General features: G+C 71.2%; 21 protein-coding genes. 13 read left to right on the top strand and 8 right to left on the bottom strand.

Annotated features, from left to right (window positions below):
• Positions 1-15: 15 nt before the first annotated feature.
• Entirely contained in the window at positions 16-2,181 is a 2,166-nt protein-coding gene (locus ACFY29_RS02345; RefSeq protein ID WP_386982695.1) for an AAA family ATPase, read from the bottom strand.
• Positions 2,182-2,515: 334 nt separating this feature from the next.
• Here ACFY29_RS02345 and ACFY29_RS02340 point away from each other — a divergent pair, with 334 nt between their 5' ends.
• The gene (locus tag ACFY29_RS02340) at positions 2,516-4,381 is read left to right on the top strand and encodes a RyR domain-containing protein (RefSeq protein ID WP_386982693.1); all 1,866 of its coding nucleotides are present in this window, start codon (positions 2,516-2,518) and stop codon (positions 4,379-4,381) included.
• Positions 4,381-4,893, top strand: a complete 513-nt coding sequence (locus ACFY29_RS02335; protein WP_328415766.1) for a hypothetical protein — start codon at positions 4,381-4,383, stop codon at positions 4,891-4,893. Before ACFY29_RS02340 ends, ACFY29_RS02335 begins: the two co-directional genes overlap by 1 nt.
• 134 nt (positions 4,894-5,027) lie before the next feature.
• Here the strand turns inward: ACFY29_RS02335 and ACFY29_RS02330 are convergent, their stop codons facing one another.
• On the bottom strand, positions 5,028-5,780 hold the full coding sequence (locus ACFY29_RS02330) for an NAD(P)-dependent oxidoreductase (RefSeq protein ID WP_386982690.1): 753 nt from the start codon (positions 5,778-5,780) through the stop codon (positions 5,028-5,030).
• A gap of 9 nt (positions 5,781-5,789) precedes the next feature.
• Between ACFY29_RS02330 and ACFY29_RS02325 the strand changes: the two genes are divergently transcribed.
• The 8 genes from ACFY29_RS02325 to ACFY29_RS02290 all read left to right on the top strand — a co-directional run bounded on the left by ACFY29_RS02325 (position 5,790) and on the right by ACFY29_RS02290 (position 15,238).
• Positions 5,790-6,374 (top strand): TetR family transcriptional regulator, encoded by a 585-nt coding sequence (locus tag ACFY29_RS02325; RefSeq protein ID WP_355610352.1) that lies wholly within the window; start codon positions 5,790-5,792, stop codon positions 6,372-6,374.
• Positions 6,375-6,526: 152 nt separating this feature from the next.
• Positions 6,527-7,759 (top strand): MFS transporter, encoded by a 1,233-nt coding sequence (locus ACFY29_RS02320; protein WP_386982688.1) that lies wholly within the window; start codon positions 6,527-6,529, stop codon positions 7,757-7,759.
• Positions 7,760-7,874: 115 nt separating this feature from the next.
• On the top strand, positions 7,875-9,548 hold the full coding sequence (locus ACFY29_RS02315) for an ABC transporter substrate-binding protein (protein ID WP_355610356.1): 1,674 nt from the start codon (positions 7,875-7,877) through the stop codon (positions 9,546-9,548).
• Between the two features lie 6 nt (positions 9,549-9,554).
• Positions 9,555-10,511: an ABC transporter permease gene (locus tag ACFY29_RS02310; RefSeq protein WP_328415775.1), complete on the top strand. Its 957-nt coding sequence runs from the start codon at positions 9,555-9,557 to the stop codon at positions 10,509-10,511.
• On the top strand, positions 10,508-11,395 hold the full coding sequence (locus ACFY29_RS02305) for an ABC transporter permease (protein WP_328415777.1): 888 nt from the start codon (positions 10,508-10,510) through the stop codon (positions 11,393-11,395). The genes ACFY29_RS02310 and ACFY29_RS02305 overlap by 4 nt, the downstream gene beginning before the upstream one ends.
• Positions 11,392-12,453 (top strand): ABC transporter ATP-binding protein, encoded by a 1,062-nt coding sequence (locus ACFY29_RS02300; RefSeq protein WP_386982685.1) that lies wholly within the window; start codon positions 11,392-11,394, stop codon positions 12,451-12,453. The genes ACFY29_RS02305 and ACFY29_RS02300 overlap by 4 nt, the downstream gene beginning before the upstream one ends.
• Positions 12,454-12,491: 38 nt before the next feature.
• Entirely contained in the window at positions 12,492-13,451 is a 960-nt protein-coding gene (locus ACFY29_RS02295) for an ABC transporter ATP-binding protein (RefSeq protein ID WP_386984603.1), read from the top strand.
• Complete coding sequence (locus tag ACFY29_RS02290) at positions 13,448-15,238, top strand: gamma-glutamyltransferase family protein (protein WP_386982683.1); 1,791 nt, start codon at positions 13,448-13,450, stop codon at positions 15,236-15,238. Before ACFY29_RS02295 ends, ACFY29_RS02290 begins: the two co-directional genes overlap by 4 nt.
• Here the strand turns inward: ACFY29_RS02290 and ACFY29_RS02285 are convergent.
• Positions 15,235-15,918, bottom strand: a complete 684-nt coding sequence (locus ACFY29_RS02285; RefSeq protein ID WP_328415782.1) for a GntR family transcriptional regulator — start codon at positions 15,916-15,918, stop codon at positions 15,235-15,237. The two genes, ACFY29_RS02290 and ACFY29_RS02285, sit on opposite strands and share 4 nt — an antisense overlap.
• 69 nt (positions 15,919-15,987) lie before the next feature.
• On the opposite strand from ACFY29_RS02285, the gene ACFY29_RS02280 reads away from it, so the two are divergent.
• Positions 15,988-16,704 (top strand): YoaK family protein, encoded by a 717-nt coding sequence (locus ACFY29_RS02280; protein ID WP_386982680.1) that lies wholly within the window; start codon positions 15,988-15,990, stop codon positions 16,702-16,704.
• A gap of 24 nt (positions 16,705-16,728) precedes the next feature.
• Here the strand turns inward: ACFY29_RS02280 and ACFY29_RS02275 are convergent, their stop codons facing one another.
• The 4 genes from ACFY29_RS02275 to ACFY29_RS02260 are packed head-to-tail and all read right to left on the bottom strand — an operon-like array spanning position 16,729 to position 19,986.
• A complete protein-coding gene (locus tag ACFY29_RS02275; RefSeq protein ID WP_355610365.1) occupies positions 16,729-17,355 on the bottom strand; it encodes a response regulator transcription factor in 627 nt (208 codons plus the stop codon).
• The gene (locus ACFY29_RS02270) at positions 17,352-18,575 is read right to left on the bottom strand and encodes a sensor histidine kinase (RefSeq protein WP_386982678.1); all 1,224 of its coding nucleotides are present in this window, start codon (positions 18,573-18,575) and stop codon (positions 17,352-17,354) included. The genes ACFY29_RS02275 and ACFY29_RS02270 overlap by 4 nt, the downstream gene beginning before the upstream one ends.
• Positions 18,576-18,607: 32 nt before the next feature.
• A complete protein-coding gene (locus tag ACFY29_RS02265) occupies positions 18,608-19,060 on the bottom strand; it encodes an ABA4-like family protein (RefSeq protein ID WP_386982676.1) in 453 nt (150 codons plus the stop codon).
• A complete protein-coding gene (locus tag ACFY29_RS02260) occupies positions 19,057-19,986 on the bottom strand; it encodes a hypothetical protein (RefSeq protein WP_386982674.1) in 930 nt (309 codons plus the stop codon). Before ACFY29_RS02260 ends, ACFY29_RS02265 begins: the two co-directional genes overlap by 4 nt.
• A gap of 168 nt (positions 19,987-20,154) precedes the next feature.
• On the opposite strand from ACFY29_RS02260, the gene ACFY29_RS02255 reads away from it, so the two are divergent.
• Complete coding sequence (locus ACFY29_RS02255) at positions 20,155-20,901, top strand: glyoxalase (RefSeq protein WP_386982672.1); 747 nt, start codon at positions 20,155-20,157, stop codon at positions 20,899-20,901.
• 69 nt (positions 20,902-20,970) lie between these two features.
• Positions 20,971-21,738, top strand: a complete 768-nt coding sequence (locus tag ACFY29_RS02250) for a hypothetical protein (protein ID WP_386982670.1) — start codon at positions 20,971-20,973, stop codon at positions 21,736-21,738.
• 13 nt (positions 21,739-21,751) lie between these two features.
• Here the strand turns inward: ACFY29_RS02250 and ACFY29_RS02245 are convergent, their stop codons facing one another.
• Positions 21,752-22,717, bottom strand: a complete 966-nt coding sequence (locus ACFY29_RS02245) for a helix-turn-helix transcriptional regulator (RefSeq protein ID WP_386982668.1) — start codon at positions 22,715-22,717, stop codon at positions 21,752-21,754.
• Between the last annotated feature and the right edge of the window lie 58 nt (positions 22,718-22,775).

Here is a 22,775-nt window from a genome sequence, read left to right as displayed (position 1 = left end):
CCCGACCGGCGACGCTCAGCCGGCCAGCAGCAACTGACGGACCCGACCACCCAGCCCGTCGAAGACCGACCGCGCCTGCGACCAGGTACGCGACCGATCGGCCGAGTCTGCCCCGTCCTCACCACCCGCGCCGGGCGCGGCCAGCCCGCTCAGGGTGTCCAACTGGAACAGCGGCAGGTACTCGGCGATCCCGTCGTAGGTCTCGCAGAGCAGGTCCAACCGCTCCAGATCCGTCGGCTGAGGATTCGCGCGGTGGCCGTCGTACCACTGCTCGGCCCCTTCCCGGAACGCCTCTATCAACCGGCGGAGGACCACCGACGTACCGACCGCGCGCTGCACGTCCCGGGAGCGCAGCAGCGACCGCAGGGCCTGCCCGCCGTCGGCGCCAGCGACGGTCGCCACGCGGTGCGGGGCGAATGCGTCCCGCAGCCGCCGCTCGAAACCGGTGAGCTGGTCCAGTGCCGTGATGGCCTCGACGAAGACCCGGGCCACCCGCCCCGGCAGCGGGTACGTCGCCCCCGTCGCCGCGTCGTGCCGCTCCGGTACGACGCTCAGCCGTCCCGCCGGGCCGGCCAGGTCCTGGCGCAGCTCGCCCCGGATCTCGTCGAGCTGGTACGACAGCTGCTCGATGGAGCGCTGGGTGTTGCTCTGCTGCCGGTGGATCCGCTCGACCCGCTGCCGTACCGAGGTCAGGGCGTCCGCGCCGATCGCCTGCTCCAGCCGGCGCATCAGGGCCTTGACGCTGCCGGAGAGATCCTCGGCGAACGACTGCGGATCGTGGACGATCGGTTCGACGCTGAACGTGCCGGCGAGGTCCGCGGCGAACTCGGCGGGCAGGTGGCCGACGACGACGAGGACGACCTCGCTGTCCGGGACCGCCGCCCGGATCGCGACGACCCGCCGGTTGAGCTCGTCGACCTCCTCGGACTTGAGGACCGACTCGGTGAGCAGCACGCAGCAGCCGGCGTTGCGTTCCTCCAGGGGTATCCAGAAGTCCACCGGGAGGTCGCGCATCGACCCGACCAGATGGTCCCGCTGGTACGACCAGCCGTCCTGGGTGAGCACCCGCCGTACGTCGGCGGCGACGTCCTGCCGGTTGGCCAGGTCAAACTGGACCCGGACCACCTCACGGACCATGACGTGGGTGACCGGCGTACCGGCCTGGGCGGCGCGCTGGAAGAGGTGGTAGCAGAGCCGGATCACCCGCCGGGGCACCCCGTCAGCGAGGTTGGCCAGGTATTCGGTGGTCTCCACGGTGAACGGTGCGAGCCGCGCCTCACCGAGCGCCCGCAGTTGGGTCTGCCGGATGAAGGTGCGGACGTCCGCACCGCTCAGCGCCGACATCCGCACGATCGGCCCGATCCGCTGCCGCACGTCGGTGCTGAGCAGATGGAGCATGTCGGGCAGCCCGGCGATCACCAGGAAGGCCCCGGCGGACGTGAACACCCCGAGCAGCCGCTGTAGGCGGGCCATCGTCTCCTGCCCCGGCCGGCCGCCCGCGGTGAGGATCTTGTCCAGCTCGTCGAGGACCAGGACGAAACGTTCGTGCCGCCGGCCGTACAGCAGGGCCAGCACCCCCATCGCCTCGACGGCGGTGGCCTCCACGTCCGCGCTGGGGGTCACGCCGGCGGCGACCAGCGCCGGCCCCGGCGGGTGACCCGACAACCAGTCCCAGGCGGCCGCCTCGGTGGCCGGGTCGAGCAGCATCGCCAGCGCGGTGCCGAAGGCCGGGTCGGTGGTGACCTCCGCGAGCTCCTCGCGCAGCCGCAGGACGAGCAGATCCGTCGAGGTGGTGCGGCCCGCCGGGTCCGTCCGGTACCGGGTCAGCAGGTCGCGCACCACGTCGCGGGACAGCAGGGTGAGGAACCGCCGGTGCAGTGACAAGAACGTGTCGCCCGGCGCGTCCAGGTAGATCGCCCGCCCGGCGGCTCCGGTGACCCGCCGGGTGTGGGCGAGCAACTCGACAGCGAGGTGGGTCTTGCCGGTGCCGTAGTCACCGACGACGGCGACGACGGCACCGTCGCCGGTGCGCAGGTAGTCGTCGAGTTGGGCGGTCGCGTCGCGGATGGCAGCGGTGATCACCGTGCTGCCGCCCGTGCCGTCCTCCGTAACCCGGGCCACGGCGGTCGGTGAGAAGGGATTGACCGGGCCTACCGCCGGTGGACCTCCGAGTGCGTCCATCTCCCTGATCCTCCGGTAGCTCCGGCCTGGGCGCCAGGTGTCGGGGGACCCGAGGCCGACCCGCTCGTGCGCCCCCTCCGGCCCGTCTTGCAATCGTAGCCCTCGGTAGCCACCGGAGGGGACCGGTACGCAGCCGCAGACTGCGGCGCTCACCTGCAAAAAGGGCCGATCAGCCGGGGTGCCGCTGGTCCGGTCGGATCGACTGCGTCGAATACGATTCGGGATGGACCGATCCCGCCTGATCACCGGGAACGGTCCGGGCGGTCGGTGGGCACCCGGTCGCCGGCCGGCGACACTGGTGCGAAGACGGTCCCGCGGACGAGGGAGTTGGTCGATGACGGGTCCGGTCCCCGGTGCGTACCGCCCGGCCGGACGGTCACTGCGGGCGGTCTTCGCGGTGATCGGACTGCTCGCGCTGGTGCTCGGTTTCATCGGCTTCGAGCGGCTGCTGCGGGCCGAGCCGGACACCGGCCACGACCTGTACGACGTGATCTACTACGACCTCCAGCTCTTCGTGCTCGGCGCGGAGCCGCTGCAGGAGCCCGGCCCGTACCCGTGGCAGTTGCAGGTCGCCCGGTTCGCCGCCCCGCTGTTCACCCTCCTCGCGGTCGTGGAGGCCAGCCGGCTGCTGCTGGCGGCCGAGATCCGGCGACTGCGCGCCCGCCGGGCCAGGGGGCACGCCGTTGTCTGCGGCGACTCGCAGTTCGCCCACATGCTCGCCGACCGGCTATTCAGTGAGGGCGAGCGGGTGGTCGTGGTGCGCGCCGAGCCGTTCGGGCCACTGGAGTACCGCCGGCACCGCTACCTCGGGGTCACCGGCGACCCGACCAGCCCTGAGGTGCTGCGCGGCGCCGGCCTGCCGCACGCCCGCACGGTCTACGCCTGCACGGACGACGACGACCGCAACCATGCCATCGCCAACGCCGCGAGCCGGCTGATTCAGGACCGACGGCAGCCAGCCCGGGTCTACGTGCAGGTCCATGACCCCGAGATGTGCCTGTCGTTGCAGGCCCGACGACTGGGCGCCGCCGGCTCCAGTCGGCTGCGGCTGGACTACTTCCACGTCGACGACGTGGCCGCCCGGGCCCTGTACCGGCACCATCCCCTGCCCACGACGACGGGACGCCCGGTCCGGATCCTCATCGCTGGTCGGGGCAGCTTCCGTCGGGCCGCGCTCGTGGCCACCGCACGGCACTGGCAACTGCGCCAGACCGAAGCGCCGGCCGGTCGGCCCGTACCACCCCTGCACGTCGACCTGGTGGCCCCGGACGCGACCGCTGAGCTCGCGCTGGCGACCACCCGCCACCCCTTCCTGCCCACCGCCTGCGAGGTGCGGGCGTACGACCTGGACCTCGACGGTCTGGTCGACTCGGGAATGCTGCGCCGTGGCTACGACCGGCTCTACGTCTGCGCCGTGGACGAGCGCAACGGGCTTCAGTTGGCGCTGGACAACCCCGAACTCTGGCAGCGGGCGGAGAGCACGGTGTTCGTACCCGTGTACCGGCAGGCGGCGCTCGCCGCCGCGTTCCACGGCGACCGCCGGCACGACCTGCTCGACGAGGTGCACGGCCGGCTCCAGCTCTATCCGGTGCTGACCCGGGCCTGTGACGCCGAGTTGATCGCCGAGGACCTCACCGAACGGCTGGCCCGGCAGATCCACGACAAGTACCTCCAGTCGCAGGAGCGCGCCGGGGTGCGCCGGGGCGACACACCCGCCATGGTGGACTGGGCACGGCTTCCCGAGTCGCTACGCCGGGCCAACCGTGCCCACGTGCAGGACATCGCCGCCAAGCTGTTGAGCCTCGGCTGCGTGGTGGCGCCCCGGCATGGCCCCACCGCCGGGGCGGCGGACCCGGACGCCGTCCGGGCCATCGACGACCGGATCGACGAACTGGCTCAACTGGAACACGAACGGTGGTGCCGGGAACGGCGGGGGGAGGGCTGGGTGTACGGCGAGCCGCGGGACGACACCCGCCGCCGGCACCCCGCGCTACGACCGTGGGACGAGCTGCCGTGGGACGTCCAGGAGACGAACCGGGACGAGATCCGGGCGCTGCCGGAGGTGTTGTCCGACGCCGGGTTCGAGATGATCCGGCTGACCCCCGACCCGACCGGCCCGCCGGGGCCGCCCCGCCAGGCCGGTGGCCCGGAAGACTCCCCGCGCGCGTCGGGCGACGCCTCGGGGGAGAGGATTGTCTGATGACCTTGGACCCTGCGCCGGTCCGGGTGGGGATCACCGGGCACACCAACCTGACCCCCGCCACCGAGCGGCTCGTCTACGACGCGCTCCGTACCGAGCTGCGACGGATCAGCGAGCGGCCGGTGCGGGGCGTCACCTGCCTGGCCACCGGCGCCGACCAGATCTTCGCGCGGGCGGTGCTCGCCACCGGCGGCACGTACGAAGTGGTCCTGCCGGCCCCCGACTACCGTGATCGGGCGATTCCCGCGGCCGGCCGTGCCGCCTTCGACGAGCTGCTCGACCAGGCGGCCGAGGTCGTCCACACCGGATGCCGGCACTCCGGCACGGCGGCCTACGTGGCGGCGAACCGGGAGCTGCTCCGCCGGGTGCACCGGGTGGTGGCTGTCTGGGACGGGGAGACCGGCTGCCACGAGGCGGCGACCGACCGGACCGTGGGCTGGGCGCGGCAGCGCCACATCCCGACGACCGTGCTGTGGCCGCCCGGCGCACGGCGGACGTCGACCGCCGGTTGAGGCGGCACGACGGTCCGCAACCAGGGCCGCACGGTCGCCGCGCTGGTCCGGCTGGCCGTGCGCGACCAGCACGGCAAGCGGGACGACGGGCCCTCGCAACCGTCGGGCGGCGGGCCAGGACGCGGGCTGGTGCGTCACTTCTTCCTCATGACGGCCTCGCGCCAGATCAGACCCGCGATACTCGGCCGCACCTCGGTGGTGATCACCGCCATCGCCCGCCGGACGAAACGGTCGTCGGTCAACTGCGCCACCATGCTCGCCGCCAGATCCGCACGTGCCGTGAACAGGCCGTCCGCGACGTTCTCGGCCACGTGGTAGCGCGTGGCGGCCGGGTGGTCGAACAGCCCGGACGGCCGGACGATGGTCCAGTCCAGGTCGCTGTCGCGTACGAGCGACTCCATGCGACGCATGTCCTCGTGCGCGGTGCGGCCCACCCTGCGGTTGAACAGCGGATCCAGCACGTTGTTGAAGAAGAACTCGCCGGTCGGTCGCCACGTTGGATCCATGACGCTGGAGCTGACTGTGACAAGGCGCTTCACCCCGTGTCGGTGCATCGCGGCCACGATGTTCGCGTTGCCCCGCGAGTACACGGTGATCGGCCTCGGGGTGAGCGGGACACCCAGGCTGGACAGGACGGCATCGCTGCCGGCGACGGCCCGGTGGACGGCGTCCAGGTCCGCTACGTCGGCGCTGACGACGGCGAGGCCGGCGCGGGGCTGGACGTTGTGCGGGCGGCGGGTGACCGCGACGACCTCGTGGCCGGCGGCCAGGGCCTGCTCGATGATCTGGCGGCCGGTGGGGCCGGTGGCGCCAAAGACGACAGTGCGCATGTGCTCACTCCTCGTTGCGGGGTTGACGACGTTGACCGTGCCACCGGAGAGGCGCATTATTCAATCGTGTTGAATAAAACCCGGGGTCGACCTCGAGGCAACCCCGATACCAAGGCCCGCATCGCCGAGGCCGCGCGCGAGCTGTTCCTGAAGCACGGTTATCCGGGCACGACGGTCCGGGCGATCGCCGCGGCCGCTGACGTCGACTCGGCGCTCATCAGCTACCACTTCGGCTCCAAGCAGGGCCTCTTCAGCCAGTCGCTGAACCTGCTGTGCGTCGAGCCCGCCGCTCTCGACCAGGCCCTGCGGGGTGACCAGGCCGGCCTGGCCGACCGCCTGCTCGACTCGGTCACCGGCCTGTGGGACGCCACCGTGCCAGCCGAGAACCGGATGGCGGTGCAGGACGACGACACAATGCGCGCCCTGCGTGACTACCTGGACGGTGAGCTGCGCCTCCGCATCGCTGAATTTCTCGGCGGGCCCGACGCGACGCAACGCGCCACCGCCGCGGTCGGCGTGCTGGGTGGGCTGATCTTCACGCGGTACCTGAACCCGATCCGTTCGATCGGTGGGCTGTCCCCGGCCGACGTCCGGCGCGTCTTCGGGCCGGCGCTGCGGGCCGCCCTGCACGGCCGACCCCGTCGGTCGTGAGCCCGAGCGCACCACCTGATGAGGGCGTTTAGGGCTGTTACCGCACCTCGGCCGAGGGCCGCGGCCATGCTGCACACAGGGACAGCAGCCGCGACGGGAGGGTGCGGGCGGCGCCGGCCCGCAGCAGGGGTTTGAGCCCGGGGGGACTGGTCATGTCCAACGCCAGCCAGGCCGATGGCGGAACGGCGCGGTCCGGTTCCACGTCAGGCGCCGTACGGGTCGCCTTCGCGTTCTGGATCACGCTCGTGGGAACCACCGTGCCGACCCCGCTCTACCCGCTCTACGAGATGGAGTTCGGCTTCTCGTCGTTGACCGTGACCGTGATCTACGCGGTGTACGCGCTCGGCGTGGTCGTCGGTCTGCTGATCTTCGGCCGCCTCTCGGACCAGATCGGCCGTCGGCCGGTCATCCTCACCGCACTGGTCCTCTCCGTCGCCGCCGACGCCGTGTTCCTGGCCGCCGTGGACCTGGCGATGCTCGTCGTGGGCCGCGTGCTCGCCGGTCTCTCCGCCGCACTGGTCATCGGGGCGGCGACCGCGGCGCTGGCAGAGCTGATCAAGGATCCGCGGCATCCCAGGCGGGCGGCCACCGTGGCGATCTTCGCCAACCTGGGTGGTCTCGCCACCGGCACCCTGCTGGCCGGAATCGTGTCGGACGTGGCGCCCGAGCCGCTCCGGCTGCCGTGGGTCATCGTGCTGGTCCTGGCGGTGGTCGGGATCATCGCGATGATCGGGGTGCCGGAGACGGTGGCGCAACGTTCCCCGCTGACCCTGCGACCTCAGCGGTTACGCGTACCGCCGAACATCCGCGGCGACTTCGTCCGTTCCGCGACCACCGCCGGCGCGGGCTTCGCCGCACTCGGAGTGCTCACGGCGGTGAGCGGATTGTTTCTCGGCATGGTCCTGCACGAGGAGTCGCACACCCTGGCCGCGCTGGTGGTCTTCCTGGCCTTCGCCGGTGCCGCGTTCGGTCAGCTACTGACCCGTGTTCTGTCCTCACGTACCGCGCTGGCCTGCGCCTGCGCTGGCCTGATCGTGGCGGCCGGCCTGCTCGCGTTCAGCATGTGGATGGCGGTGCTGGTGACCCTGCTGATCGGCTCGACGATCACTGGTGTCGCGGCCGGGGTCGCGGTCGGCGACGGCATCACCACGATCACGATGAAGACCGCGCCGGAAGGCCAGGCCGAAGTGGTGTCGACCTTCTTCGCCATCCTGTTCGCCATGCTCGGCGTGCCGGCGGTCGGTGTCGGCCTGCTGATCCAGGTGACCGGTCTGCGGGCCGCTGCCGAGCTCTTCAGTGCGGTGGTGGCGGTGCTCGCGTTGGTCGTCCTGATCAGCCTGGTGCGGGGCGGCCCGGCCCGCGCCGGGGCGCGTCCCGGCGGCTGAGGCGGGCCCGGGTTTTGTCCACGATGACCGGGCGTTCGAGAGCCCTCCAAGGGTCTTGCGGCGGTCATCGTATACAACATACGCTCCCCGGAATCGCCCACTCGAGGAGCTCCCGATGACGAACCTCACCTTCAGGGAAACGAGCCTGCCCCGCCGCCGTCCGCTCCGGGCCGCCGTGGCCGCGGTCGCTGTCTTCTGCACGGTCATTGCCTGCTCACCGGTGTCGGACAGCGGGGACGCCCAGTCCGGCGACAACCAGTCGGCAGGCCAGGATTCCTTCGGTACGCCGGCAGACCCCGCTGCCGTGAAGCAGGGCGGCAAGCTGGTCATCGCCCTCTCCGCGGAGCCCGACGCCCTGGACCCGACGCTGTCGCGGAGCCTCTACTCCCGCTATGTCTTCCAGGCGATGTGCCAGAAGCTCTACGACGTGAACGAGCAGGCGCAGGTCGTACCCCAACTGGCGACCGCCCTGCCCACCACGAGCAGCGACGGCCGGACGGTGACCATCTCGCTGCGTCAGGGGGTGCGCTTCGGGGACGGCACGGCGTTCGACTCCGCCGCCGTGAAGGCCACCCTGCAGCGACACCTGACCAACGCCCGGTCGGCACGCAAGAGCGAACTGGGTCCCATCGACGGCGTCGACACCCCGGACGCGCACACCGTCGTGCTGCGGCTGAAGCAACCGTTCGCGCCCCTGCTCGGCGCCCTCGCCGACCGGGCCGGCATGATCATGAGCGCCAAGGCCCTGCAGAGCCTGGGCGACGACTTCGCCTCGGCGCCGGTCTGCGTCGGCCCCTTCAAGTTCGCCAAGCGGGTACCGCAGAACTCCATCGACGTCGTGAAGGACCCGAACTACTACGAGGCTGACAAGGTCCACCTCGACGCCATCTCGTGGCGCATCCTCAGCGACGCGAGCATCCGCGCTGCCAACCTGCGCTCCGGCGACGCCCAGGTCGCCGACAGCATCTCCACCCAGGACGTCGCCTCCCTGCGGCAGGACGCCGCGGTCTCCGTCCTGCAGTCGCAGTCCCTCGGCTACCAGGGCCTCACGATCAACATCGGCAATGTCGACGGCATCGGCACCCCGCCCAAGCCGATCAACCGCCCGCTCGCGCAGAACGCCAAGGTTCGGCAGGCCTTCGAGCACGCAATCGACCGGAAGGCGCTGGTCGACGCCGTCTTCAACGGCATCCACGCCGCCGCCTGCTCACCCATCTCTCCGGCCAGCACGTTCTCGTCGCCGGAGGCGCAGACCTGCCCGGCGCACGACCCCGCCAAGGCCAAGCAACTCCTCACCGAGGCAGGTGTGCAGACGCCGTACCCGGTGACGATGCTCGCGTCGAACACGCCCGACACGCTGCGCCTCGCGCAGGCGCTCCAGTCCATGGTCAAGGACGGCGGGTTCGACCTGAAGATCAACCCGGTGGAGTACTCGTCCCTTCTCGACGAGCAGGACCGCGGCAACTTCGAGCTGCTGCAACTGGGCTGGAGCGGGCGGATCGACCCGGACGCCAACATCACGAACTTCGTCGGCACCGGCGCGAGCCAGAACGTCGCCGGCTACAGCAACCCCCAGCTCGACACCCTGCTGACCCAGGCCCGGCAGTCCAACGACATCGAGGAGCGCAAGAAGCTGTACGGGCAGGCGGTCACGCTGCTCCAGCAGGACGACGCGCTGATCTACCTCTACCGGCAGCGGAACCTGACCGCCGTCAGCAAGCAGATCCAGGGCCTGCAGGTCTTCCCGGACGGCGTGATCCGCGCGGCCTTCGCCGGTTTCACCAAGTAGGTCGCCGTGGCCCGATATCTCCTCACCCGCGCCTGGCAGTCTGCGCTGACCCTGCTGTTGTCGACGATCGTGGTGTTCTTCGGTGTACGGGCGCTCCCCGGTGACCCCGCCCTGGCGCTGGCCGGGGAGGACCGGTCACCGGAGGCACTCGAGGCCATCCGTCGGCACTACGGGCTGGACCAGCCGCTGCCACTGCAGTTCGCGCAGTACGTGGAACGCATGGTGCAGGGCGACTTCGGGGTGTCGATCCGGACCGGTACGCCGGTCTCGTCGATGCTCACGACCGCCCTGCCGGTCACCGCCGAACTCTCCATCCTGGCGATCCTCATCGCCACGGCGCTCGGCGTCGGCGCCGGGGTGCTCGCGGCAGTACGCCGCGGGCGCCCGGCGGAGTGGCTGGCCAACGGGCTGGCCCTGATCGGCCTGTCGGTGCCGCACTTCTGGCTCGGGCTGCTCGCGATCCTCTACCTGTCCGTGGCGACCGGGCTGTTCCCCGCCTCCGGGTTCGTGCCGTTCCTTGAGGATCCCGTGGACAACCTGCACCACATCGTCCTGCCGGCCGTGATCCTCGGGACCGGCCTCGCCGCCATCATCATGCGACAGACCCGTTCGGCGATGCTGGACTCGCTCTCCTCCGACTACGTACGGACGGCGAAGGCGAAGGGCCTCCGACCGCGAGCCGTCATCACCCAGCACGCGCTGCGGAACAGCCTCATCGTGGTGGTGACCGTCGTGGGCCTGCAACTCGGGGGCCTGATCTCGGGGGCGGTCGTCACCGAACAGATCTTCGGGCTTCCGGGCTTCGGCAAAATGACCATCGACGCGGTGTTCCAGCGGGACTATCCGGTGATCCAGGCCGTCGTCCTGCTCACCGCCACGGCCTACATCGTGATCAATTTCTTCGTGGACCTGCTCTATTCGGTCATCGATCCACGGATCAGGGTGACGGGAGATCCGGCATGACCGTCCTCACCGTTCCGATGGCGGAGACCGGTTCCGGCAGCATCACCCGGCGCACCCGCGTTCTGCGCCGGTTGCGACGGAACCCGCTCGCCGTCGTGAGCTTCGTCGTGCTCGCCCTCGCCGCCGTCATCGCGTTGCTCTCGCCGTGGATCGCCCCGTACTCCGTCGACCAGACCGACTTCGCCCACACGTTCTCACCCCCCGGCACCCCCGGACACGTGCTCGGCACCGACGACCTGGGTCGCGACGTCCTGTCCCGGATCATGCTCGGGGCGCGGGCATCGCTGCAGGTGGGGCTCCTGGCGGTGGCCACCTCCCTGGTCATCGGTGTGCCGCTCGGGCTCGCGGCCGGTTACTTCCGCGCCTGGGACGCGGTGATCTCGCGCTTCACCGACCTGCTGCTCGCGTTCCCGTTCCTGATCATGGCGGTGGGGTTGGCGGCCATCCGGGGCGCCAGTCTCGGCAACGCCGCCGTGGCCATCGGCATCGCCCAGATCCCCGGGGTGATCCGGGTGGTGCGCTCGGACACGCTACGGCTCAAGTCGCTGGACTTCGTGGCCGCGGCCGTCGTGGACGGCGCCAGCGACCTGTGGGTGCTCGCCCGGCACATCCTGCCCAACGCGACGTCGGTGATCCTGGTGCAGGCCACGGTCGCGATCCCGGCGGCGATCCTGGGCGAGGCGGTGCTCTCGTTCCTCGGCCTCGGCATCCAACCCCCGGCCCCCAGCCTGGGCACCATGCTGGCCACCGCCCAGCAGTTCGCCTCCCGTGCCCCGTGGGCCGCCGTCCTCCCCGGTGTTGTGATCATGGGTCTGGCGCTGGCCTTCAACGTCTTCGGTGACGCCCTCCGGGACGCACTCGACCCGAAGGGAGACCGGCGATGACAACGGTCGAACGGGCCGGAAAGGCCGCCTCGGTCGACACACCCGTCCTGGAGATACGCGACCTCTCGGTTTCGTTCCCGACCGAGACCGGGACCGTCTCGGCGGTCGACAAGGTCAGTCTGGATCTCGCGCCCGGGGAGATCGTCGGGATGGTGGGCGAGTCGGGATGCGGAAAGAGCGTCACCGCGATGAGCATCGCGGGCCTGCTCCCGGAGAGCGCCCGGATCACCGGCTCGGCGCGGCTCAACGGCACCGAGCTGGTCGGCACCCGCGAGTCGGTGCTCCGCCGGGTACGCGGCAAGGAGATCGCCTACATCTTCCAGGAGCCGATGACGTCCCTCAATCCCGTGCTCACCGTCGGGCGTCAGATCGGGGAGGTGCTCCAGGTCCACGAACGGATGTCCCGACGGGCCGCCCGGGCACGCGCCGTCGAACTGCTGACGCTCGTCGGGATCCCGTCCGCCGCGAAACGAGTCGACAACTATCCGCATCAGCTCTCCGGAGGTATGCGCCAGCGCGTGATGATCGCGATGGCGGTGGCCTGCGGGCCGAAGGTGCTGGTGGCCGACGAACCGACCACCGCGCTGGACGTCACGGTCCAGGCCGGCATCCTCCAGGTGCTGCGGGACCTGCGCGACCGGCTCGGCACGAGCATCCTCATCATCACGCACGACCTCGGCGTGATCGCCGACATCGCCGACCGCGTCGTCGTCATGTACGCCGGGCGGGTGGTGGAGCGGGCACCGGTCACCGACCTGTTCGCGCACCCGTACCACCGCTACACCGCCGGGCTCCTGTCGGCGTCGCCGACACCGGGAAGGCACGCCGGCACCGACCGGCTGCAGGAGATCCCCGGCCTGGTGCCCGTCCTGTCGATCCAACCGGACGCGTGCACATTCGCCGACCGCTGCCCGGCAGCCGACACGCGGTGCCGCGACTCCGCCCCGCCCCTGGAGGCGGTGCGGGCCGGGGGCACGCTCGCCGCGACGGGCCACCTCGCGGCCTGTTGGCACCCCTGCCCGACCGCCCGCATGCAACCCGAGGAGGTGAACCGGTGACGCCAGAGCCGGACGCCCTGCAGGTCGAGGACCTGGTGATGCACTTCGGCCCGGTACGCGCCGTGGACGGGGTGTCCCTCACCATCGCGAAGGGCCGGGTCACGGCCCTGGTGGGGGAGAGCGGCTCCGGAAAGTCGACCGTGGGCCGCTGCGTGGTGCGGCTCGTGGAACCGACCGCCGGAGTGGTCAGGATCGCCGGGACGGATGTCACGCACCTGTCCCGGCGACAGCTACGCCCGCACCGCAGTGCGGTGTCGATCGTCTTCCAGGACCCCGCCGCCTCCCTGGACCCACGCATGCTGGTGGGGGAGGTCGTAGCCGAGCCGCTGCGGCTGTCCGGCCGGCGGATCCCGCGGCGCGACCGGGAGGCCCGGGTCGCCACCGAGCTTGAGCGGGTGGGCCTGCGCGCCGAGGTGGCACGCCGCTACCCCCATGAGCTCTCCGGCGGGCAACGCCAACGGGTCAGCATCGCCCGGGCACTGATCTCCGAGCCCAGGTTGCTCATCGCGGACGAACCCACCAGCGCGCTCGACGTGTCCGTGCAGGCGTCGGTGCTCAACCTCCTCGCCGACCTGCAACGGGACATCGGCTTCGCCTGCCTCTTCATCACCCACGACCTGTCCGCGGTCGAGTACCTGGCCGACGACATCGCCGTCATGTACCTGGGTCAGCTCGTCGAGAAGGGCTCGCGCGAGCGGATCTTCGCCCGGCCCGCCCACCCCTACACACAGGCGCTGCTGTCGGCCGCGCCGGTGGCCGACCCCGTCCGCCAACGGCAGCGTCAGCTGGTGCTGCTCGGCGACGACCTGCCGTCCGCGCTCGACCCGCCGTCCGGCTGCCGCTTCCGCACCCGGTGCCCGCTCGCGTTCGACAGGTGCGCGACGGAGGTACCGGCACAGGTGGCGATCGGTGACGGCATGGCCGCGTGCCACCTGGTCCAGCCGGACGGCACCGGGCCCGACGTCCGGGCCGCAGATACGAGTGAGGTGTTGTCATGACGTTCACCACCAGACCGACGCTCCAGGGCACCTTCGGCATGGTGTCCTCGACGCACTGGCTCGCCAGCCAGTCCGCCATGGGCATCCTCGAACGCGGCGGGAACGCCTTCGACGCCGCGGTCACCGCCGGGTTCGTGTTGCACGTCGTCGAACCACACCTCAACGGCCCCGGCGGCGAGGTGCCGGCCATCGTGGCGACCGCCCAGGACCCGAACCCGAAGGTGCTGTGCGGGCAGGGGCCGGCGCCGGCCGGTGCCACCATCGCGCACTTCCGGTCCCTCGGGATGGACCTCATCCCCGGATCCGGCCCGCTCGCGGCGGCCGTACCCGGCGCAGTGGACGCCTGGCTCCTCCTGCTGCGCGAGCACGGCACGCTCTCCCTTGAGGAGGTGCTGGAGCCGGCGATCGGCTACGCCGGTGCCGGCCACCCGCTGGTGGGCAGGGTCGGTGACACCGTGGCGGCCGTGCGGTCCCTGTTCGAGGAGCACTGGCCCACCTCCGCGCAGCTCTGGCTGCGCGACGGCAGGCCACCGGCGGCGGGGGAGATGTTTGCCAACCCGGCGTACGCGCGGACCCTGCGACGACTGGTCGAGGCCGGGCAGGCCGCCGGCACCGACCGGGAGGCACAGATCGAGGCCGCTCGTCGGGCCTGGAGTACGGGGTTCGTCGCCGAGGCGATCGACCAGTTCAGCAGGCAGCCGTTCCAGGACTCCAGCGGAAGTCCCCACGCCGGTCTCGTCACCGGCGCCGACCTGGCCGGCTACTCGGCGACCTGGGAGGAACCGGCCACCCTCGACTGGCACGGCTACTCGGTGGCGAAGACCGGTTTCTGGGGCCAGGGGCCGGTGCTGCTGGAGACGCTGTCCGTCCTCGACGCGCTCGACGACCCCGGCGCGTACGACCCGGCGACCGCGACCGGCATCCACGCCCAGGTCGAGGCGCTCAAGCTCGCCTTTGCCGACCGTGAGGCCTGGTTCGGCGACGGCGGCGACGTGCCCGCCAAGGCGCTGCTCTCCCGGGAGTACGCGCGGGAGCGGGCCGCCCTGATCGGCTCCCGAGCGTCAGCGGAGCTGCAGCCGGGGCGTCCCGACGGGGCGGAACCCCGCCTGCCGGCGCACGTCCGACCGGGTGCCGGGCGTCCGACCGCCCCGACGGATCCCACGACGGGGGAGCCGACGGTGCAGTCGGACGGGGTGACCCGCGGTGACACCTGCCATGTGGACGTGGTCGACCGCTGGGGCAACATGATCTCCGCTACCCCGAGTGGCGGCTGGTTGCAGAGTTCGCCCACCATTCCGGAGCTCGGCTTCCCGCTGGGCAGTCGGCTGCAGATGTTCTGGCTGGAGGAGGGCCTCGCCTCGTCCCTCGCCCCGGGTCGGCGACCGCGTACGACGTTGAGCCCGACCATGGTGCACCGTGACGGGGAGCCGGTACTGGCGTGCGGCACACCCGGCGGGGACCAGCAGGACCAGTGGCAGCTGCCGTTCCTGCTTCGGCATCTCGTCGGCGGCCAGTCCCTGCAGGAGGCCATCGACGCGCCCGCGTGGCACACCGTCAGCCTGCCGGGGTCGTTCTACCCGCGCGACATGGAGCCCGGCGTCCTGGTGGTGGAGGACCGGCTCGGCGAGGACACGCTGGCGGCGCTGCGGGCGTACGGGCACGAGGTGCGACTGTCCGACGCGTGGAGCCTCGGCCGGCTCTGCGCCGTGACCCGCGATCCGGACACGGGCGTGCTCGCCGCCGGAGCGAACCCCCGGGGCATGCAGGGCTACGCGTGCGGCCGTTAGTGGGCCGCTCCGTATCCGCCTTCGGCGTTCTCGTAGGCGGCCGCGGATGCGGCGTCGAGATGGTCGAGTGCGGCCCGCTCGGCGCGGTCGCCGTCACCTGACTCGATGGCGTCGACCAGTTGGATGTGCTCGGCCCACGAGTGTGGAGCGCGTTCCGCCGCACCCAGCCGGAAGACCCACTGGACATGGAGGTACAGCGACTTGGCGATCGACGACAGCCAGGGGTTTCCGCTGATCTGGAGGATGCGCAGGTGCAGGGCGCTGTTCAGCTCGGCGACCCGGGGCAGGTCATGCCGCTCGGTCGCCTCGCGGCCCTGGTCGAGCAGCGCGCGCAGGGCCGCCACGTCGGCCGCGCTCGCCCGCTCGGCCGCCAGCCGGGCGGCCAGTGTCTCCAGGCGCTCGCGGACGGCGAACATGTCCCCGATGGTCCCGCTGCTGGGCGAGGCGACGACTGCCCCACGGCGGGGGAGGATCACCACGAAGCCCTCCGCCTCCGCGACGCGCAACGCCTCGCGGACGGGGTTGCGGGAGACGCCGAAGTCCTCGGCCAACCGGTCCTCGGTCAGCCGCTCTCCGGGGAGGTAGTCGCCGTCGATGATGGCGGTCCGCAGTGCGGCGAGGACCTGGTCGCGTAGCGGTAGGTGTTGAGCGCCGAGCTTGTCCCGCAGGTCTTCAGCCAACCTGATCGCCTTTCCGTGATCTGTCGGGACAAAGTGTATACGAAGAACAATCTATGGAGGTGGCCGACAGTGTCGAGCACAGCGCCCCGCGTCATTCACCCCCGCGCCGCGGCGCAGGACAGCCAGCACCTCCTGCGGCGGCGGCAGGCCCTCGTCGTCGTGCTCACCTTCCTGACCGGAAGTGCCGACGCCATCGGCTTCCTCGCCCTCGGCGGAGCCTTCGCCAGCGTCATGACCGGCAACATGGTCCTCCTCGGACTCTCGGCGGGCCGGGGCGAGGCCGAGCTCGCCCTGACCTCCGGCTGCGCCATCGTCAGCTTCATCGTCGGCGTCCTCGCGGGCGCCCGCGTCGTCGGCTCGGCGCAGCCGGACGATCCCGTCTGGCCGCGACGGGTCACCTGGGCGCTCGTCCTGGAGCTCGTGGTGTTCGTCGTGTTCCTCGTCGTCTGGGAGATCAGCCTTCCCACCCACGACGAGCACGTCCATCTCGCGCTCCTGATGCTGTCGGCGGCGGCGCTGGGCGTGCAGAGCAGTGCGATCCAACGGTTCGGCGTACCGGGCCTGTCGTCCACGTACCTGACCGGGACCCTCACGAGTCTGATCGCCGGCGTCGCCGCGCGCAGCCCGTGGCGCAGCCTGTGGCCCAAGGCCCAGGTCCTGCTGGCCCTGATGACCGGCGCCGCGGTCGGTGCCCTGGTCGCCCTGCACCTACCGGTACTGGCGCCGGCGCTGCTGATCGTGCCGCTGGTGCTCGTCATCGCCGTGTCCTCGCGAATGAGGTCATAGCCGTCCACCGAGCGCGAACACGGGTCAGGCGCCACGGGCGAACAGGGCAAGGCGTACCCGATTGGGACTGTCGGTCTTCGTCATCAGGTTGGTGATGTGCGTCTTGACCGTGGTGACACCGATGTGGAGCCGGTCGGCGATCTCGGTGTTGGACAGGCCCTCGGCGACGAGGTTCAACACGTCCTGTTCGCGGGCGGTCAGTCCCTGCACCGGCCGCGGCGTTTCGGCACGGGCGTGCACCGCGCGCTGGACCAGGCGTTGCAGCACCTCCGGGCTGAACGGGCTGTCACCCACGGCGGCCCGGCGGATGCCGTCCAGCAGCTCGGCGGGGGGTGCGTCCTTGAGCAGAAACCCGCAGGCGCCAGCGGTCAGGGCGGGGTAGAGGTGGTCGTCGTCACCGAACGTGGTCAGCACCAGGACGCGGGTGGCGGGGCGGTCGGCGAGGATGCGGCTGGTCGCGGTGATCCCGTCGACACCGGGCATGCGCAGGTCCATCACGACGACGTCGGGGACGAGTCGCGCGGCGAGCGGGATCGCGTCGCGGCCACTGTCGGCCTCCCCGACAACCTCGATGTCGGGTTGGGCATCGCAGAGCATCCGCAGGCCCGCGCGGATGAGGTGCTGGTCGTCGACCAGCAGGACGCGGATCACGCCGCCTCCGGCGCGGGCGACCCGGCAGGTGCCTCGCGGTCCCGGGGCACCGACACGGCCGACGGTCCGGCGGCGGACGCGGCCGGCACGGCCGGGAGGACGGTACGCACCCGCCACCCCGTGTCGGTCGGGCCCGCCTCCAACTGGCCGCCGAGGACCTCGACGCGTTCGCGCATGCCGGTGATGCCGTGACCGCCACCGGGCGGCACCGCCGGCACCCCGCCGCGCCCGTTGTCCGACACCTCCCAGTGCACGGCCCCGTCCCGGACCGCAACCACCAGGCGTGCCAGCGCGGACGTCCCGGCGTGCTTGGCCACGTTGGTCAGCGCCTCCTGGGTCAGGCGTAGCACGGCCAGGCCGCGCACCGCGTCGAGCGAACCGATCGCCGGGTCGAACTCGGCCTCCACGGTGACGCCGGCCTGGCGGGCCCGGTCGACGGTCGCACCGAGCGCCGCTGGCAGCGCCGACGGCTCGATCGCGGTCAGCGCGGCGTCACCGCGTACCCCATCGGGGTTGCGCAGGACCGCGACCAGCCGGCGCAGCTCCGCCAGGGCGGCGGTCCCCGTGCCGTGTACGTCGTCGAACACCTGGCCCACCCGGGGGTCCAGGTCGGTGAGGACGTGCCGGGCCACGCCGACCCGCAGCACCATCGACGCCACGTGGTGCGCGACGACGTCGTGCAGCTCGCGGGCGATGGCGCTCCGCTCGTCGGCACGCGCGGCGCGGCTCTCCGACTCGTGCCGGCGCTGCTCGGCCGCAGCCCGCTCCACGGCCTGCCGGCTGAGCTCCCGGTTGGTCCGGATGACCAGACCGAGCAGCAGCGGTACGCCGACCTCCGGGGTCAGCCCGACGAGGCCGGAGGCGACCCGGCCGAGCGGGTCACCGATCGAGTCGGTCAGATCGACCACGGCCAGCAGCGTGGCGGCGAGCCAGATGGTGCGTCCTCGACGCACCCGCATGGTCACTTCCAGCAACGCCCAACTGGCGCCCACCTGGTTGATCGTGAAGTTGTCGATCAACGGGATCGCGATCGCCAGCAGCCCGGCCTGCACCACCAGATTGGCCAGCGGTCGACGGTGCAATACCAGCGCCACGGCGAACGCGACCACCGCGAGGACCCACTGCGTGACCGTCGGCGTCGGCCCGGCCCGGGTGCCGAAGGCCAGGTAGCACACCCCGCTGAGGTCGAGCAGCACCATCCGCACGAGTGTGTTCCGCATGTCGAACAGCCGTCCCGCCCACCCCACGGGGGTCAGCCTAGGGGCTGCGGCGCTGGGGCGACGACCGCCGACCGTGGCCACCTGGCCCGGACCCCGAGGTAGGCGGCCAGGCCGAGCGGCCCGAGCAGGATCGTCAGCACCAGCACCGGAGCCATGACCAGCGCCGGTACCCCCCGTTCCCGGCTGTCCAGCCAGGCCCACCGCCCGACGAACAGGTCGAACGCGATCATGTGCGCCCAGCCCGCCGCCGCGCCGTCCGAGGTGCCGAGCAGATCCCGCACGCCGTCCAGGGTCGGCGACGTCACGGCCGGCAGCACCTCTGCGAAGGCCGGGATCACCAGCAGGCCGTAGATCACCACGACCGGCAGCACGATCAGCGGCGAGGAGATGATCCGGGCGGTCCACGACCAGCGCGGTAGCAGGATCATCAGCGCCCAGAACGGCGCGGCCACCGCGAACGTCAGGGTGAACAGCGTCGCGGTCATGCGGCCAGCGCCAGTTCCGGGCCGCGCCGACGAGCCACCACCAGGCCGGTGGCGGTCGCGGTCACGACCACCAGGGCCGCGACGGCGGCCAGCGTGAGCGCATCCGGACGTAGCAGCGGCTGACCGCGCAGGGCCTGCCAGGTCAACAACACCGTGAGTACGCCGTACGCCGCGCCCGCCACGACCACCAGCCGTGCCCGGGTGCGCTCGTCCAGCCGCGTGCCAAGGAACCGGCTCAGCAGGATCGCCAGGATCGGCAGCGCCTGGAGGGCGTGCAGCCCCACGAAGTGACCGATCCGCAGATCGCCACCGGTGGTGCTCCAGCCGACCAGTGGCAGCCCCGCCCCGCCGTCCGTGACCCCGACGCTGTGCGCCCCGCTGATCCCCTCGATCCCCGGATCCTGGGCGGGCAGCACCATCGGTACCGCCGCCAGCATGCCCAGCAGGGACAGGCCGAGCCCCCACCCGACCGCGCGGGCGGCGATCCGATCGGGGATCCGCCGTTGCAACACCACGATCCCGATGACGAAGTGTGCGAAGAACAGCACCATGATCGACGCACCCATCACGCCGAACAGGGCGGCGTTCAGCGGGGTCGTGTCGTTGAAGTGGCTGGTCGTACCGCGGATGACCTGCCCGACGATCACCACCATCTCGATCACCGATGTCGCGACGATGACCGTGGCCGCCCACTCGGCGATCCGGCTGCGGCGCGGCAGCAGCGACAGCATCCAGGCGAGGGTCGTGCCGTACACCACGAAGGACACGGCGAACTTGAACGGCTTGAGCCAGATCGGCACTCCGGTGAGGACGCGCGAGTCGACGAGCATCCCGACCGCGGAGACGACGGCGAGCACCGCCATGGCGTAGACGAAAACCATCAGTGGGCGGTGCCAGTGTGCCGCCCGGCGCAGAGCGATAGTCATGCCTGTAGATGCTCCTGGCCGGGCCTCGTGGTCGCGTCCGACCGCGAGCCCCGGTTGCGGCCGGAGGTCGGAGCGCCGCCTCCTCCCTGGGTAGGAGACGAAACGAGGTCGTGGCCCCTCGTCTGTGCTGGCACAATGGCCGGCCTGTCCACGGGATCGGAAGTGGCCATGGCGATCAACGAGGACCGGATCCAGCCCAACGAGACCATCGTGCCGCTGCTGCACTGCGTGTCGCCGGAGGCGACCCTGGCGTTCTGGCGTGCGCTCGGGTTCGACGTGCACTACGAGCAGACCAAGCCGTACGTCTACCTGGCCTTCGGGTGGAGTGGTATCCACCTGCACTACGATCGCGCGCCGAGCGACCTGGACCCGACGGCGGAGACCAGCGGCGGCTGCCTGGTGATGGTCGACGCGGTCGCGGCGTACCACGCGGCGTTCACCGAGGCGATGCGCCGCACCTACGGCAAGGTGCTCGCCAAGGGACTGCCCAGGATCACCCGGTACCGCGCCGGCGCGTCCCGGTTCGGCATCGTCGACCCGTCGGGCAACACCATCACCTTCATCCAGCGAGACGAGCCGGCGGTGGAGTACGGCGGTTCGAAGGAGTTGCAGGGGCTGGCCCGGGTGCTCGACAACGCCCGGATCCTGCGGGAGTTCAAGATGGACGACCGGGCGGCGTTCCGGGCACTCAACTCGGGGCTGCGCCGGCACGGCGACGACGCGCCGGCGGTCGAACAGGCTTTGGCGCTCGCCGGGCTGATCGAGCTGTCGATCGCGCTGGATGAGCCCGAGCGTGTGCCCGACTGGGGGAGCCGCCTCCAGGCGCTGACGTTGACCGAGCAGGAGCGTACGCAGGTGGAGAAGGCCGTCGCCGATCCCACCGTGCTCGGGCCGTGGCTGCCCGACGCGGGCTGACGTCCGTCGGCGATATTCGTTTCGGTCGGGTCGGCGCAGGGAATTCTCGGGCCGGACGAGGAGGTGATGATGAGCCACTACACGCCGCTACCGACCGCCAGAGCGCGAAGGCTGCTTGCGCTGACCCTGCCGTTGCTCGGCACCGTCGCGCTGACCGCCGCCTGCACCGTTGGCGAGGACCGGACCGCTCCGGCCCCGTCGACCGCCCCACCGTCGACCGCGTCCGCAGCGACAGGCCAGGTGGGCCAACCCTCTCCGAGCGCGAGCACCCCGGTGACCATCCCGACGTCGGCCTTCGGTGAACTGCCACCCGAATTGCGGAAGTCCCCGCGGCGGGCGACGCCCGTCGCGGACGCCCTCCCGACGCTGTGCGGCAACGAGTTCGGCACCGGAGGCCGACAGGTCACCGCGAGCGCCTCGATGACGCTCACCTACAAGACGGCCGGGGAACCAGCCAGCAACGTGCCGCAAGGCATGATCCATCAGACCATCTTCACCTTTGACGGCGACGGCGCTTCGGCCTACATGCGACGACTCCTCGGTGCTGTTCGAGCGTGTCCCTCCTACGACCAGGGTGGAAACCCCGTCAAGGTCGAGAGCCGGGCCCTGCCCGGCGTCGGGGACGAGGCGTTGCTGCTGACCCGGAGGTGGGCCGAGGAGAGCCTGAACGGCGAACGCACCGGCCGCGACGCGTCCAGCCAGATCGCCGTGGCACGTGTCGACGGAGCAGTGACCGTGTTCCATGACCAGGGCTGGGAGGGCACCAGCGGCAACGCCGCCATCCTGGACCGAGTCGTGCGCGACGGCGTACAGACCATCGACACCTGGCAGCGGTAGCCCGGTCTTTATGCTACGAGAGAGCCGGGGACTGGATGGCGCGGTGGTACCGGTCGGCAGTCTGCCGGAGATGTTCGGCAAGCTCCGGTGCATCCTCGATACGGAAGTCGACGTCGAGAGCACCGAGGAGAAAGACCATTCCGCGGACGTTCTCGGCGCCGAAATAGAAGCGACACCTGTGCTCATCGATGGGTTCGATTCGTCCGTAGGTTGCGGCGTCCCGAGCCGCGTCCGATGTGGCCGGCGTGTGTAGCTCGACGATGGCCTGGTATGGCCAGATCTGAGCAACTCCGCGCGCGACGTACGCCGCTGCGTCGCCGCCGGGAATTTCGCGGGGCGTGAAGCGTGGCCCAGTGGAGGCCGCAGGTTGCATCCGGTCCACCCGGAAGGTGCGCCAGTCGTGGCGCTGGAGATCCCAGGCGACCAGGTACCAGCGGGGGCCCCAGGTGACGAGTTGGTGTGGCTCGGTGATCCGGGCGCTGGTGGTGCCGCCGTGGCCGGAGTAGTCGAACCGCAGAACCTGCCGGTCACGGCACGCCGTGCCGATGGCGGTGAGGACCTCGGTGTCCACCGTTGGCCGGGAGCCGGGAGGTCGGACCGTGGACAGTTGCAGGGCGTTGACCTGGTGCTGTAGCCGTGAGGGTAGGACTTGTTCGAGTTTCACGAGGGCACGTAGTGCCGTCTCGCCGATGTCAGACACGCTGCTGGACGCCGCGGTGCGCAGCGCGATGGCGATGGCGACCGCCTCGCCGTCGTCGAGGAGAAGCGGGGGAAGTTGGGCGCCGGCACCGAGCCGGTAACCGCCCGCGATGCCCTTGCTCGCGTGCACCGGGTAGTCGAGATCGCGCAGCTTGTCGACGTCGCGGCGGACCGTGCGGGTAGTCACTCCGAGCCGGTCGGCGAGGTCCTGGCCGGACCAGTCACGGCGGGTCTGCAGCAGTGTCAGCAGTCGGAGCAGTCGGGCGGAGGTCTCCTTCACCATTTCAGTCTGCCACGACTATAGGACCGAAGCTGTCCGCTAGTGTTGTTAGCGTTTC

Origin of the sequence: Micromonospora sp. NPDC000668 (assembly GCF_042897975.1) — a bacterium.
Classification (GTDB): domain Bacteria; phylum Actinomycetota; class Actinomycetes; order Mycobacteriales; family Micromonosporaceae; genus Micromonospora.
The sequence above is the reverse complement of the archived record's forward strand: the minus strand, read 5'-3'. Positions and strand labels throughout refer to the sequence as shown.